Below are 13,897 nucleotides of genomic sequence, written 5' to 3'. Positions count from 1 at the left end.
GGCGTTCAGGGAGAAACTGCTGGGGTTGAGCTTACGAAGCGCACCTGTTCACCGTGGCCCCAGAAGGATTCGAGGTCGTAGTAGGTGCGCTCGCTGGGGGTGAGCACGTGCACGATCACTTCGCCGTAATCGAGCAGCATCCAACGGCCCTCCTTCTGGCCTTCGCGCCGTAGGGGTAGGCGGCCGGTGGTCTCCTCGATCTGATCCTCAGCCGAGCGGGCGATAGCCCGCACCTGCACGTCGGAGAGGCCGCTGCAGATCACAAACCAATCGGCCAACGACGAAACCTCGTCAACGCGAATCAGACGAATGTCCACGGCCTTGCGGTCGTCACAGGCTTCTGCCGCCAGCTTGGCCAGCTGCTCGCTGTCGAGCTCCTGGTGGGTCGTGGACCTGCCAGCGGGGGAATCAGCCATAGACGTTCTCACTGGTGACGGATTGACGCGAGCCCTGTTGCTGGGCCATTTCAGCCCGAGCCTTGCCGGCACTCTTGCGCAGTGCCTCGAGCCGGTCTTCGTAGAAGGCGCGCTTCTTTTTCTTGCGGGTCTGCTCCACCAGCTCCTTGAGGGCGCCGCCCAAGCTCTTGTAGGCATTGGGCAGGGTGTAACCGAAGCGGGTGGCTAGGTCGATGGCCCGCTCATCGGCGGCGATGGCGTCCTGCAGTCGCTTTTCGGAGTTGTTTTTGAGGTAGAGGCGGTAGCCGGCAAAGCCGGATAGGCCCAGGGCCATTACCAGTAGGAGGCCGTCCTGCACCCACAGCTCACCGATGGCTCCACCCAGGCCGATCGCCAGGGCCGCCATCTCCCAACCGTCGCGGGGCACCGCATCGTTCTGGACGCGGCCCACCTCGTGCCAAAACAGCAGGTTGCGGTGATCGATTGCCAGCCCATCCCAGCTTTCCAGGTCGACCTGAATTTCGACTTCATCGCGGCCGATCTCCTCGATGGTGATCAGGGGCGGTTCCACCGAGGCGGCCGCTTCGACAAATACCCAGCTCTGCAGTTCAGGGGGCAGCAGCCCTTTCAGGCGCTGGAGCTCACTCATCTAGGGCTTCCGCGTTATCAGTCAGGTTAGCGATTCCAGCCGCAGCTGCTGCCAGGGGGGCGTGAGAGGCTAGGCAGGTTTGGCTTGCCCACCCCCTATGCCCCGCCGCACGGACCTCAGGCGCATCCTGCTGCTGGGCTCGGGGCCGATCGTGATCGGCCAGGCCTGTGAATTCGATTATTCCGGCACCCAGGCTTGCAAAGCGCTGCGGGCAGAAGGTTTCGAAGTGGTGTTGGTGAATTCCAACCCGGCTTCGATCATGACCGATCCGGACATGGCGGATCGCACCTACATCGAGCCCCTTACGCCCGAGGTGGTGGCCCGGGTGATTGAGATCGAGCAGCCCGATGCCCTTCTGCCCACGATGGGCGGCCAGACCGCTCTCAATCTGGCGGTAGCCCTGGCTGAAAACGGCACCCTGGAAAAGCACGGGGTGGAGCTGATCGGCGCCAACTTGCAGGCGATCCGCAAGGCGGAAGACCGGCTGCTCTTTAAGGAAGCGATGGAGCGGATCGGCGTGGCGGTGTGTCCCTCCGGCATCGCCAACACCCTGGAGGAGGCCGAGCGGGTGGGCGAGGTCATTGGCAGCTACCCCCGCATCATCCGGCCGGCCTTCACCCTCGGTGGCAGCGGCGGTGGCATCGCCTACAACCCCGAGGAGTTCCGCGCCTTCTGCAAAAGCGGCCTGGAGGCCAGCCCCGTCTCCCAGATCCTGGTGGAGCAGTCGCTGCTGGGCTGGAAGGAATTCGAGCTGGAGGTGATGCGCGACAGCGCCGACAACGTGGTGATCGTTTGCAGCATCGAAAACCTCGATCCGATGGGGGTACACACCGGTGATTCGATCACCGTTGCACCGGCCCAAACCCTCACCGACCGCGAATACCAGCGGCTGCGCGACCAGTCGATCGCGATCATTCGCGAGATCGGCGTCGACACCGGCGGCAGCAATATTCAATTTGCGATCAACCCCGCCAACGGCGATGTGGTGGTGATCGAGATGAACCCGCGCGTATCGCGCAGCTCGGCGCTGGCTTCGAAGGCCACAGGCTTTCCAATCGCCAAGATCGCCGCCCGCCTGGCGGTGGGCTACACCCTCGACGAAATCGTCAACGACATCACCGGTGCCACCCCGGCCTGCTTCGAGCCCACGATTGATTACGTGGTCACGAAGATTCCCCGCTTCGCCTTTGAGAAGTTCCGCGGCAGCCCCGCATTGCTCACAACTTCAATGAAGTCGGTGGGCGAGGCGATGGCTATCGGTCGCTGCTTCGAGGAGTCGTTCCAAAAGGCGTTGCGCTCCTTAGAAACGGGCCACGCCGGCTGGGGTTGCGACCGCCCCGATGCCGCAAGTGACCCCACGCTTGCCCCCGATCCCACCGTCCTGGAGCGGGCCCTGCGCACCGCCACGCCTGAGCGCATTTTCGCCGTGCGCGAGGCGATGCTCGCCGGCCGCAGCGACGACGAGATCCACCAGCTCAGCGCCATCGATCCCTGGTTTTTGGCCAAGCTGCGCTGCATCCTCGAGGCTGAGCAGCGGCTGCTGCGGGGCCGGCAGCTGGAGCAACTCGATGCCGCCGCCCTGCTGGAGCTCAAACAGCTGGGGTTCTCCGATCGCCAGATCGCCTGGGCTACTGGTAGCGATGAACTCACGGTGCGGCGCCACCGTCAGGGGTTGGGCATCAATGCCGTGTTCAAAACCGTCGACACCTGTGCGGCGGAGTTTGCCTCCAGCACCCCGTATCACTACTCCACCTATGAGCGGCCGCTGGAGCGGCTCAACGCCGCCGGTGCGCTCGAGATCGTGCCGCCGGAAAATGAGGTGCAGCCGGAGAGCCGTCGCAAGGTGATGATCCTGGGCGGTGGGCCAAACCGCATCGGCCAGGGCATCGAATTCGACTATTGCTGCGTGCACGCCTCCTTCGCCCTGCAGGCGGAAGGTTTCGCCACCGTGATGGTGAACAGCAACCCGGAGACGGTGTCAACCGATTACGACACCAGTGATCGGTTGTATTTCGAGCCGCTCACCCTCGAAGACGTGCTCAACGTGATTGAGGTGGAGCATCCCGAGGGGGTGATCGTGCAGTTCGGTGGCCAAACGCCGCTGAAGCTGGCGATGCCGCTGCTGCGCTGGCTGGCCTCTCCCGAGGGCCTGGCCACCGGCAGTCGCATCTGGGGCACCTCACCGGAATCAATCGATTCGGCTGAAGACCGGGAGCAGTTCGAGGCGATCCTGCGCCGGCTGGAGATCCGCCAGCCCCGCAACGGCCTGGCCCGCAGTGAGGCCGAGGCCCGGGCCATCGCCGCGCGCGTGGGCTATCCAGTGGTTGTGCGCCCCAGCTACGTGCTGGGCGGACGCGCCATGGAGGTCGTCTACGACGAAGCCGAGCTCAACCGCTACATGGTGGAAGCGGTGCAGGTGGAACCCGACCACCCAGTGCTGATCGACCAATACCTCGATAACGCCATAGAGGTGGATGTGGATGCCCTTTGCGATCGGGAGGGGGTGGTGCTGATCGGCGGTGTGATGGAGCACATCGAACCGGCCGGCATTCATTCGGGCGATTCGGCCTGCTGGCTGCCGTCGGTGAGCCTTAGCGAGGCGGCTCTCGCCACGATCCGCGCCTGGAGCCGGGACCTGGCGCTGGCCCTGGGGGTGCGCGGCCTGATCAACCTGCAGTTTGCGGTGCAAATCGACCCTGAGCAGGGCGAGCGGGTTTTCATCATCGAGGCCAATCCCCGGGCTTCCCGCACCGTGCCCTTCGTGGCTAAGGCCACCGGCGTGCCCCTGGCCAAGGTGGCCAGCCAGCTGATGGCCGGCCGCACCCTGGCGGAGCTGGGGCTCACGGCCGAACCCATCCCGCCTCTGCAAACCGTCAAGGAGGCGGTGCTGCCCTTCAAGCGCTTCCCGGGTTCCGACACCTTGCTTGGCCCTGAAATGCGCAGCACCGGCGAGGTGATGGGCATCGCCAGCAGTGCCGGCATGGCCTATGCCAAGGCCGAGCTAGCCGCAGGCGAGGCCCTGCCCACCAGCGGCACGGTGTTTCTCTCCACCCACGACCGCGACAAGCCTGCCCTGTTGCCCGTGGCTGAGCGGCTGGTGGGGCTGGGCTTTGCCCTGATCGCCACCGGTGGCACCGCCGAGGCACTTAGGGCCGCTGGCCTGCAGGTGGAATCAATCCTCAAGGTGCATGAGGGCCGGCCCAACATTGAAGATGCGATCCGATCGGCCCGCATTCAGCTGATCATCAACACCCCGATCGGCCGCCAGGCAGCCCACGACGACAAGTATCTGCGCCGGGCCGCCCTCGACTACGCCGTGCCAACGGTGACAACCCTGGCCGGGGCCCGGGCGGCGGTGGAGGCGATCACCGCCCTGCAGCAGCAGACCATCGAGGTGAATGCCCTGCAGGACATCCATCGCTGAGCCTGAGGTAACAACTTTTTGTTACAACAAACGCCTGCATTCCAGGACATCGCGAGGCACATCTGGTGCGACTTTGCATAATAGAGTGCGAACCATGTTTGGCACTTGTCTAAAAGCGCAGCTTTTGATTTTTCGCGTTGCGGCTGCGCTCTGGCTGTTTCTTCGTTTGCTCTTTTCGGCCTGTCAGCGCAGGCTCAGCCATCTGGCTCGGTGGAACGCCGCCTTCAAGATGAGCAGCAGCGTGAACGCCTTGAGCAGCTGCAGGATCAGTTGCGCCAGCCCCAGCAGCCCCTGATTGAGGGTCAACCTGCGCCGCTGAAACCCGACAGCGAGACAGCCCCAGAACCCGAGCAGGCGCAGCCTATCCAGGGGGTGGAGCTGGATGGGGCCGAGCTGCCGCCCCTGACGTTTTTGGACCGGCTGCGCCAAGGATTTCTTGGCCAGCCCGCAAGCCCAGCCCGGCTTAGCCAGCTGCGGATTGATCTGGCTCAGGCGTTTGAGCAGGCCCACCTCCTTGCCCAGGTAGGCCAACCCCAGTTGGTTGGCGATGGGGTGGTTCGGCTGCCAGTCGTGGTGGCCCGGCTAGGGACCGTTCAGGTAGTTGATGACCAGGGGCCAATCCAGCCTGGCTGGGCGATCGCGACGGTGAACGATGCGGTGGGCAGCGGCCGGGAGTTGCGGCTCGACAAGCTTGAAAGCGCCTTGCTCAAGCTCAACGATCTGGGGGGAGTTCAGGCCACCGCTCGCCTGGAAGCAGGGGAGCGTCCCGGTACCACCAATGTTTTGCTCACTCTGAACACCACTCGCCAGGTCCAGGGCGAAGTGGCCCTCAACAACCACACCACCAAATACACCGGCCCGTACCAGGCCCAGGCCAGCGCTGCATTTAACGGGCTACTGGGCCGCGGCGAGGTGCTGGGCCTCAATGGCAGCTATTCGGGTGATCCCTTCACCTTGGGAAGTAGCTCCGCGGGCTTCAATCTCAACTGGCCGCTCACTCCAGGCGGGCTGAGCGCCGTGGCCTCGGTGAACTGGAGTGACTACCGCCTGCTCGATGAATTTCAGAGCGACGACTACACCGGTTCGTTTGTGGGTGGAAGCGTGGGCCTGAGCCAGGTGCTGTGGCGCCGCCCCACCGAAAACCTGTATTGGCGTGCCACTGCCGATGGCAATCATTCCAATGACAGTGTGTTGGGGTTTGAGTACTCGAACCGCACCAGCTGGGCCGGGCGTTTAGCTCTTCTGGGCGATCGCCAGGACAACTGGTTGGGCTTGGGAATCAACAGCGGCATCTTCACGCTGTCTGTGGGAACCCTGAACCTCGATGGACCCTATGAAACCGAGATTGATTTCTTGGGTCCAGATAAGGCGGGCCCCTGGGGAAAGATCAACCTGCTGCTCAACCGCTACCAGATGTTCCGCAATTCTCCCTGGTCGCTGGAGCTGCTGGCCCAGGGCCAGCTGGCGTTCACCAACCTCGACTCGGTGGAAAAGATGTCGCTGGGCTGGCCCAACGGCATACGTGCCTACCCGCCCGGTGAGGCCTCGGGGGACTCGGGGGTGGCGCTGCAGTTCACTGCCCGCTATCAACTAGCTCGCAATCTGGTGGCCAAGGGATTCGTGGATGGCGGCTACATCTGGCGCTGGACCGATCCCTTCACCGGCTCGATAACCCCCAATTCGTTTGGCCTCTGGGGACCGGGCTTGGGTCTGGAGTGGGGCACCCGTGGCGATCTGTTGGCATCCGTGGATGTGGCCTGGCCGTTGGGCAACAACCCCAACACTCCATTCGGAGTGGATGTAGATGGCACCGATGCCGATGTGAGGGTTTGGGTGTCGCTGAGGAAGTGGCTATGAAGATCAGACGTGTCAAACCCTGGTGGGTCTTGGCGGGTACGGCCGCTATCAGTCTCTCTCAGCTGTTGATCGCCGACCCGGTGTTCGCCCTTCCCGACTACCGGGGTGGCGGCACTGCCTATGTGGAGGGTTTGCAAAGCGGCTCGAACTCCAGCATTCGTGTTACTGGTGAGCGAGGAATGGTGCGCTGGCACAATTTTTCGGTAGCGCCGGGGGAGGTGTTCCGGATCGAGGGAAACCGCAATCAGGCGATCCTCAACCTGGTGACCGGCCCGGATGCTTCCCGCATCGGCGGCTTGGTGGAATCCGGCCCGCGCTTCCTGCTTAGTAATCCCAACGGCATCGAGATTCTGGGCACGGGCCGCATCGTGGCTCCTTCCGTGTGGCTTACAACCGGCTGGATCGATCCTGATGCTTGGCTCAACCGAGCAGGAGTCTACGAAGGCCAACCCGACGATTATCTAAATATCACTCTAGATCGCAAGAGTGCGATCAAACTCGATGGCACGATCTTGGCCCTCGATGCTGATCGAGGGGGCTTTGCTGGTCTCTTCGCTGAATCAATCCAGCTTGGCAATACAGCACTGGTCGACGCATCAGGTCCGCTTGGCGGGGGAAAGATCCTGGTAGGGGGGAGCTGGCAAAACAGCCAGCCTTGGTTGAGTCAATCAACTCTGGTAAATATTCAACAAGGAGCTGTATTAAATGCTTCAGCGACCAAGAAGGGTAATGGCGGAACCATCATTGCGTGGAGTGATATTAAGAATCCTGCATCGAAGACATTTGCCAATGGCACTTTCATAACTAAAGGCGGCCCAGAAGTGGGAGATGGTGGGCAGATTGAGACATCTGGCTATTGGCTTGATGTCAGTACGATTCGGGTTGATGCAACTTCGGAAAGAGGTCTAACGGGAACATGGCTTTTGGATCCGGAGTCTATTCAAATCGTAGGAAGCTCAGCCACAGCCTCTGTAGGTGCTGGCGGCGGAGCGATCAACGCTGCTTCAGGGAATACGTCGATCCTCAGCACCGACCTTGACACGCAACTGGCTTCAGCAAATATCACGCTTACTGCTAATACAGACATCAATTTTACAAGCAACTTTACTTACACAGGCAGCACAGACAGAAGCCTGGTTCTTGATGCAGAGACCATTGCCTTAGGTGCCAACATAGCGGCCAACGGCACCGGCAAGCTAAATCTCACATTTGGAACATCAAAGCCAGGAAACCTCTATACAACAGGAAGCTCAAATAGAAGTATCATCACAAACAACGGTGGCATCACGATCAAAGGAAATATTGGAGGTTCTGCGGGCTTAGCGCTCAATTCGGGATCTGGGATAACTTCACTAAATAGCGGAGCGACAGGAGGCTTTAATGCAACTGCTACAACAATCTCCACGGGATCTATCAACTTCACTTATTCAGGAAGTAATGGAGCTTCCATCGGAATCAATTTCAAAGACGGCTCTCTTTCTGGTGGAACTCTCTCCTCTGGGTCAAGCGTGCCCAAGGGTTATGTGGAATTCAAGAGTGGTCATGCTGTTGAGCTAGATGCCAGCAATAGCACAAGTGTTTTAATCTGGACAACATCTGACCTTTCAGCGGCGCCTATAGAAGTCAAAAACGAAGTCGCAGCGAATGGCCGTTGGACTCCAACATCGAATTACACCGTTTATCAAATCGCATACACAAAAGCCAACGGCTCAAACACAACTGTTCGTTCCGGGGCAAATACTGTAACAGTCTCACCAAATAGTATAAGTAGTGCTGCTGTACTCCCGGCCCTGTCTGTCACCGGATCTCTGATCACCATCGGCGGTAGCATTACAACATCGGGGGATCAGTCTTATGCAGGTCCCGCAAAACTAGGCTCCACATCTATATCGCTTAATACTAATGGTGGCAATATCTTATTTGCAAGCACGTTCGATGGAAACGGCAAAGATCTAGTCATTGCTTCCGGGACTGGCGTTGGAACAATAACATTCTCCGGTGCTGTCTCAGGCGTCGGCGATGGCACTGGTGCTGCAATTACAATCGAATCGTCCGGCCTTGCTCGCTTCATGAGCGCTGTTTCTGGAGCCAGTGGCATTGTCTCTTCCAATCCAGGCGGCTCCACTCGCTTTGATGACAATGTCACACTGTTAGATGGTGATACAGCTTCGTCTTTTGCGGGTACAACAACGTTGGATGGACTAACCTGGATTGGTTACGACGGTCTCACCTTCACAGGCGCCATCACGCTTTCTGGAGCGGATACGACTCTTAACTCTAATAACAGTCCAATCAATGCTCAAGGAGCTGTTAATGGAGCACAAGATTTCACGTTGAATGCTGGTTCGGGAGGAATATCATTTAATTCGATAGGCAACGTCACACCGTTAACAAGCCTGAGTCTGCTGGGATCTGGTTCCAATACATTCAATGGCAATATCACAGCAACTGGCAATGTAAATCTCCTTGGTATATCTCGAGCAAGAGCGGTAGGCTTGCCGACTTTCAACGTTGGAGGAACCCTTACCTGCGACATAGGTGGCAATTGTCCAACGTCAACTCCAACTCCAACGTCAACTCCAACTCCAACGCCAACGCCAACTCCAACGCCAACGCCTACTCCTACTCCTACTCCTACTCCTGCTCCTACTCCTACTCCTCTACCTGCAGATATCACTCGTGGAATTAGCGCGGCTAACGCGGCAATTAATGCCATAACGTATCAAGTAATTAGTCAGTACGGCTGGGTGCCAATTGGGCCGGAATTATCTTCAAATGAGCCTGCTCAGCTAATATCTCTAGGCCGTAGCTCTGAGGACCTTCCTTTAAGTGCTGTTATTGCGACTACACCAGTAACAAGTAATAGTGGTGGTGGGGCTAACTCCGGTGGCTCCGCTAACACCGCCCCTGGAACAGGACAAGGCGCCGGTGGACCCGGTGATGGAAACGGACCAGGTCAAGGAGCTGGACAAGGACTTGGAGCCTCCGGAGGTGGCGGTGGTGGACCTTTACTCTCTGGTGGTGGCACAGGTAGCGGTGGTGGGGCTAACTCCGGTGGCTCCGCTAATACCGCCCCTGGAACAGGACAAGGCGCCGGTGGACCCGGTGATGGCAATGGACCAGGTCATGGAGCTGGTCAGGGTTTAGGCCCAGGAGGGCGTGGTCCTCAGCCCGCCCCATACGCCGACAATTCACCCAGCATGAATTCAACTGGAATGAATCCATCTGGCGAGAATCCGGCCGGCGAGAATCCACCTGGCGCCACCCCTCCTGGCTCTAACCCATCTGGCTCTAACCCAGCTGGAATGAATCCATCTGGCGAGAATCCGGCCGGCGAGAATCCACCTGGCGCCACCCCTCCTGGCTCTAACCCATCTGGCTCTAACCCAGCTGGAATGAATCCATCTGGCGAGAATCCGGCCGGACCAAATCCCGCCGTTCCAGCGCTGATTCGGGAGGGGGTGCTCGAGCTCGGGGCAGCTGTTAACCCAATGGGTGGGTTTAGCTATCAGGTGCCAACTAGGTTGTTACTTCAGGTCAACCCCAATCTTGACCTTCTCTCCCCCACTTCCGCCTCTCTTCCCGGTGGTGGCGACCTCCCCAGTTGGCTCGTTTATCAGCCAACCACCCGTACCTTCACCGCCTCGGAGCCGCCTGCGAATGCTCTGCCTTTCCAGGCTCAGATCAACCTGCTCAACTCCGCCGGCCAGATGCTCAGCTTGCCGGTGTTGATCGCCCAGCCTTAAGGCTTCCTAGGATTATCAAACAGAAGAGCTGCCATGACCGCCACCCCCAACGTTCCCACCAGTCCCGTGCTCGTTCTAGGCGGCGACTGCACGGCCGCTTTCCGGGCCGCCTATGAAAATCGCTACACCTGGGATCCGGATTTCGGTGGCTATCAGGGCCGCTGCATCTGGGAGCAACCCGGTGATGCGGCTCAAGACGGTAAGCGTGTCGAGGGCAGCTTCGTGGTGGGCGCCGACCTCAAGGCCACGGTGACTGGCGTCGCTGATGAGGAGATTCACAAGGCCCTGGCCTCCCAACTGTGGGAGGTGGCGATCCACCGGGTGCGGCGCAGCTTTGAGCAAACCCACGGCGCTAACACCTTCAGCGCCGGCGACACCGACGCGGTGGGCACTGAGGTGATCGTGGGCGGCAAAAACGAAGGTGATCGCTATCGCATCAAGGGTGATGTGGTGACGATGGTGCATCGCCACATCCACGGCACCGTGGTGACGATCTTCACCGAGAGCACAACAGACACCGGCAGCGGCTACCTGAGCCGTAGTTACACCAGCCAGTACGCCGATCCGGCAACCGGCGCAGCTAAAGGGGGTATCAGCCGTTTCACCGACACCTTTGTGCCGCTTACCGAGGCTGGCCCCTGGGTGCTGAGCGAGCGGGTGGTTGAGACCGCTGCTCATGGCGACACGCCGGCCGGCCACCAGGTGTTTCGTTTCGAGGATCTTGCCCCCTTGGCTTAAGCCAAGAGGCCGCTGCTAGGCACAATGCAGCCATGTTTTCTCTTTGGATTGGTGCCTACGACCAGGGCTTGGCCTATGCCGGCCTAGCCCTGGGCACCTACCTGACGCTGCGCGTCCTCAACTTTCCAGACCTCACGGTGGACGGCTCCTTTGCCCTGGGAGGTGGCACCGCTGCGGTGTTGATCAGCCAGGGTGCCCCGGTGCCGGTGGCCTTGGGGCTGGCGATCTTGTTTGGCTGCTTGGCTGGCATGGTTACCGGCCTGATTCACACCCGTCTAGGTGTGAATGATCTGTTTGCAGGCATCCTGACCACCACGGGCCTTTATTCGATCACCCTGCGCCTGATGGGGCGCTCCAACATCCCCCTCTCTGAAACCCCAGCTGGAATTCTGGCCCTGCCCGACCTGGGCCTGGGCCTGGATGGTCAATGGGCCGTGGGATTAACCCTGGCGACCGTTGGGATGATCCTGCTGATCTCCTTCCTGATGGCCACCGATTTCGGCTTGTCTTTGCGCGCCCTAGGCAACAACCCCACCATGGCCCGCGCCAACGGCATCAACCAGCGCCGCGGGCTCACGGTGGGAATTGCTGCTGCTAATGGTCTGGTGGCCCTGGCCGGGGCGCTGGTTGCCACCTATCAGGGCTTTGCAGATGTGACCATGGGCATCGGCTCGCTGATCCTCGGACTAGGCATGGTGATCATTGGCGAAGCGGTGCTGCGGCCGCGCTCGCTGCCCTGGGCCCTGCTGGCGGTGGCGGTTGGGGCGATTTTGTTCCGCACCATGATCGCCATCGCGCTGCAGTTGGGCCTCGAACCGGTTGATCTCAAGCTGGCAACGGCCCTGCTGCTGTTGATCGCCCTGGCTTTCGGACGGCTGCGCATACCCGGTCTTTCGGCAGACCAAGGGAGGCAGGAGCAATGAGTACTGCTTCGGGTCTAAGAGTCCCTGGTCTCAGCGCCCCTGGTCTCAGCGCCCCTGGTCTCAGAGTGCCTGGTCTCAGCGTTGAAGAGCTCAGCTGGGGCCATCCCCTGCCTGGATCGGGCTGGCGGCAATTATTCAGCGGTTTCTCGCTGAGCTGCCCCCCCGGCCAGTTTCTGGTGGTGATTGGCAGCAACGGCTCTGGCAAGAGCACCCTGCTCAATCTGGTGGCGGGTACCTTGCGCCACGGAGCTGGCCGTATCCACCTGGGTGGCCGCCCCCTGCACCGCCTGCGAGATCACCAGCGGGCCCGCTGGATCGGCCGGGTGATGCAAAACCCTCTGGAGGGCACTTGTCCGGGGCTGACTGTGGCTGAAAACCTGCGGCTGGCGGAGCGGCGCAACAGGCCAGCCAGGTTTGCAACAGGTTTTTTGATTAGTGCCTTTGGTGGCATCCATCCCAATGGCGGCGACCGCAGGCGCTACCGCGAGCTGCTGGGCGAGCTGGGCTTGCCCTTGGCCGACCGGCTCGATGAACCGGTGGGTCAGCTTTCCGGAGGTCAGCGCCAGACCCTTAGCTTGGTGATGGCAACCCTGGGTTCACCGGATCTGCTGCTGCTCGATGAGCACACCGCTGCCCTTGACCCCCGGGCCGAAGCAACGGTGATGGCGCTCACCGAAAGGTTGGTTCGTCAGCTGGGCACTACCGCCTTGATGGTGACCCACAGCCTTGAGCAGGCCCTGAGCCACGGCGACAGGTTGGTGATGCTCCATGAAGGTGGCTTGATCGGCGACTGGAATGCTGCCGAGCGTGAACATCTCGACCCGTCCTCATTGCGGGCGATGTATGGCGCCGCCATAGTTGCCCCGCAGTCTTCCAGTGCCACAAATGGGTCTTCAGCGTCGTGAATTTCTGAGCCTGGTAGGGGCCGGCGCTGTGAGCACGGTGGTGCTCTCCGCCTGCGGCAAGCTCGGCGGCGGCACCAAGGTGAAAGGCCCCACCATCGGCATGCTGCAGATGGTGGAAGCCCCGCCTCCAACCAACACCCGCAAGGGCTTTGAAGCGGCCCTGGCAGAAGCTGGCTACATCCCTGGCAAAAACGTCAATTTCATCCAGAAGGATGCCGCCGGCGAGCTGCCCAACACCACCTTGGTGATGAAGCAGTTTGTGGGCGACCAGGTGGACATGATCCTGGCGGTGGGCACCCCGCCCCTGCAGGCCGCCATGAAGGTGGCCCCAGCAACCACTCCTGTGGTGTTCTGCTATTGCTCCAATCCCTGGGGTGCTGGAGCGGGCACGCCTCCGGGTGCCGTGGGTCAGCACAAGCCAAACGTGGTTGGCACGATCGGCACCAACCCGGTGGGCAAGGAGCTCGATTTGGCACGCCAAATCAACCCTGAGCTCAAGACCGTGGGCCTGATCTTCAACCCCGGCGAGCCCAACTCCGAATACGAAGCCAAGGTGCTTAAGGAGGAGGCGGCTAAACGCAACATCACCGTTGTGGAGCAGTCGGTGGCCAACTCCGGCGAAGTGATGCAAGCCGCCCAGGTGCTGGCCGACAAGAAGGTCGAGGCCTTCGTGAAGATTGGCGATTACGCCACGATTCAGGGCTTTGGCTCGATTGCCAAGGTGGGCCTAGAGAAGAAGATTCCCGTGTATTCGGTGGATGCCGACGACATCAAGCTGCCCGGCTGCCTGGCCACTATCGGCTGGGCCTACTTCGATGACGGCTACGCCGCAGGCAAGCTGGCGGTGCGGGTATTGAAGGGAGAATCGCCGGCCAAGATGGCCTTCGAGCCCCTCACCAAAACGGAGTTGATGGTGAATAAGGCCACCGCCGAAGCGATCGGGGTAACGCTGCCTGAGGAGCTGATCAAGGAAGCTCAGAAGGTGGTGAGCTAGAGCCCACCCCCCATCAGATCACCCCTCTTTTCGGGGAAGGGGGGTGATGTTTTGCAGCTTGTCGTTGAGCTGGCTGGCCATAGCTTGGCGGCCTACGGCAAGCACCTTCAAGGTGTCTTCATGCATGCGCAGCTGGGCATCAGCTACCTGCATGCCTCGCACCAGCTCCTTCATCTCATCAGGCAAGCCGTTGAGGTCGTAGCGCTTGCCCTCGAAGGTGAGCACGGGGGGCTGGTTGCCCGACTGCTGGGTGATGTTGTCCACGA

General features: G+C 60.6%; 10 protein-coding genes. 7 read left to right on the top strand and 3 right to left on the bottom strand.

Features of this window, described 5'->3' with window-relative positions; all coding sequences use genetic code 11:
* Window positions 1-5: 5 nt before the first annotated feature.
* Together rsfS and KBY75_RS01645 are read right to left on the bottom strand one after the other, a co-directional pair.
* Window positions 6-416 carry a ribosome silencing factor gene (gene rsfS / locus KBY75_RS01650; RefSeq protein ID WP_254936122.1) on the bottom strand — a complete coding sequence of 137 codons (411 nt, stop codon included), beginning with the start codon at window positions 414-416 and terminating at the stop codon, window positions 6-8.
* Window positions 409-1,044 (bottom strand): DUF3318 domain-containing protein, encoded by a 636-nt coding sequence (locus KBY75_RS01645; protein WP_106632970.1) that lies wholly within the window; start codon window positions 1,042-1,044, stop codon window positions 409-411. Before KBY75_RS01645 ends, rsfS begins: the two co-directional genes overlap by 8 nt.
* Before the next feature lie 97 nt (window positions 1,045-1,141).
* Between KBY75_RS01645 and carB the strand changes: the two genes are divergently transcribed.
* From carB to KBY75_RS01610, 7 genes are all read left to right on the top strand, one after another.
* Window positions 1,142-4,468 carry a carbamoyl-phosphate synthase large subunit gene (gene carB, locus KBY75_RS01640; protein ID WP_255022724.1) on the top strand — a complete coding sequence of 1,109 codons (3,327 nt, stop codon included), beginning with the start codon at window positions 1,142-1,144 and terminating at the stop codon, window positions 4,466-4,468.
* 210 nt (window positions 4,469-4,678) lie between these two features.
* Window positions 4,679-6,325, top strand: a complete 1,647-nt coding sequence (locus tag KBY75_RS01635; protein ID WP_255022723.1) for a ShlB/FhaC/HecB family hemolysin secretion/activation protein — start codon at window positions 4,679-4,681, stop codon at window positions 6,323-6,325.
* The gene (locus tag KBY75_RS01630) at window positions 6,298-10,071 is read left to right on the top strand and encodes a filamentous hemagglutinin N-terminal domain-containing protein (RefSeq protein WP_255022722.1); all 3,774 of its coding nucleotides are present in this window, start codon (window positions 6,298-6,300) and stop codon (window positions 10,069-10,071) included. Before KBY75_RS01635 ends, KBY75_RS01630 begins: the two co-directional genes overlap by 28 nt.
* 33 nt (window positions 10,072-10,104) lie before the next feature.
* Window positions 10,105-10,809 carry a DUF3386 domain-containing protein gene (locus tag KBY75_RS01625; RefSeq protein WP_255022721.1) on the top strand — a complete coding sequence of 235 codons (705 nt, stop codon included), beginning with the start codon at window positions 10,105-10,107 and terminating at the stop codon, window positions 10,807-10,809.
* A gap of 32 nt (window positions 10,810-10,841) precedes the next feature.
* Window positions 10,842-11,732 (top strand): ABC transporter permease, encoded by an 891-nt coding sequence (locus tag KBY75_RS01620; protein WP_254936125.1) that lies wholly within the window; start codon window positions 10,842-10,844, stop codon window positions 11,730-11,732.
* Window positions 11,729-12,637 (top strand): ABC transporter ATP-binding protein, encoded by a 909-nt coding sequence (locus tag KBY75_RS01615; RefSeq protein WP_255022720.1) that lies wholly within the window; start codon window positions 11,729-11,731, stop codon window positions 12,635-12,637. The genes KBY75_RS01620 and KBY75_RS01615 overlap by 4 nt, the downstream gene beginning before the upstream one ends.
* Window positions 12,618-13,631 carry an ABC transporter substrate-binding protein gene (locus KBY75_RS01610; RefSeq protein WP_255022719.1) on the top strand — a complete coding sequence of 338 codons (1,014 nt, stop codon included), beginning with the start codon at window positions 12,618-12,620 and terminating at the stop codon, window positions 13,629-13,631. The genes KBY75_RS01615 and KBY75_RS01610 overlap by 20 nt, the downstream gene beginning before the upstream one ends.
* Before the next feature lie 18 nt (window positions 13,632-13,649).
* Here KBY75_RS01610 and KBY75_RS01605 read toward each other — a convergent pair whose 3' ends face one another.
* On the bottom strand, window positions 13,650-13,886 hold the full coding sequence (locus KBY75_RS01605; RefSeq protein ID WP_255022858.1) for a DUF6447 family protein: 237 nt from the start codon (window positions 13,884-13,886) through the stop codon (window positions 13,650-13,652).
* Window positions 13,887-13,897 lie beyond the last annotated feature (11 nt).

This window comes from Cyanobium sp. T1G-Tous (assembly GCF_024345455.1).
GTDB lineage: Bacteria > Cyanobacteriota > Cyanobacteriia > PCC-6307 > Cyanobiaceae > Cyanobium_A.
The sequence above is the reverse complement of the archived record's forward strand: the minus strand, read 5'-3'. Positions and strand labels throughout refer to the sequence as shown.

Excerpts from the sequence above, each read along its gene's own strand:
- rsfS (WP_254936122.1), bottom strand. The coding sequence starts at position 416 with ATGGCTGATTCCCCCGCTGGCAGGTCCACGACCCACCAGGAGCTCGAC.
- KBY75_RS01645 (WP_106632970.1), bottom strand. The coding sequence starts at position 1,044 with ATGAGTGAGCTCCAGCGCCTGAAAGGGCTGCTGCCCCCTGAACTGCAG.
- carB (WP_255022724.1), top strand. The coding sequence starts at position 1,142 with ATGCCCCGCCGCACGGACCTCAGGCGCATCCTGCTGCTGGGCTCGGGG.
- KBY75_RS01625 (WP_255022721.1), top strand. The coding sequence starts at position 10,105 with ATGACCGCCACCCCCAACGTTCCCACCAGTCCCGTGCTCGTTCTAGGC.
- KBY75_RS01620 (WP_254936125.1), top strand. The coding sequence starts at position 10,842 with ATGTTTTCTCTTTGGATTGGTGCCTACGACCAGGGCTTGGCCTATGCC.
- KBY75_RS01615 (WP_255022720.1), top strand. The coding sequence starts at position 11,729 with ATGAGTACTGCTTCGGGTCTAAGAGTCCCTGGTCTCAGCGCCCCTGGT.
- KBY75_RS01610 (WP_255022719.1), top strand. The coding sequence starts at position 12,618 with ATGGGTCTTCAGCGTCGTGAATTTCTGAGCCTGGTAGGGGCCGGCGCT.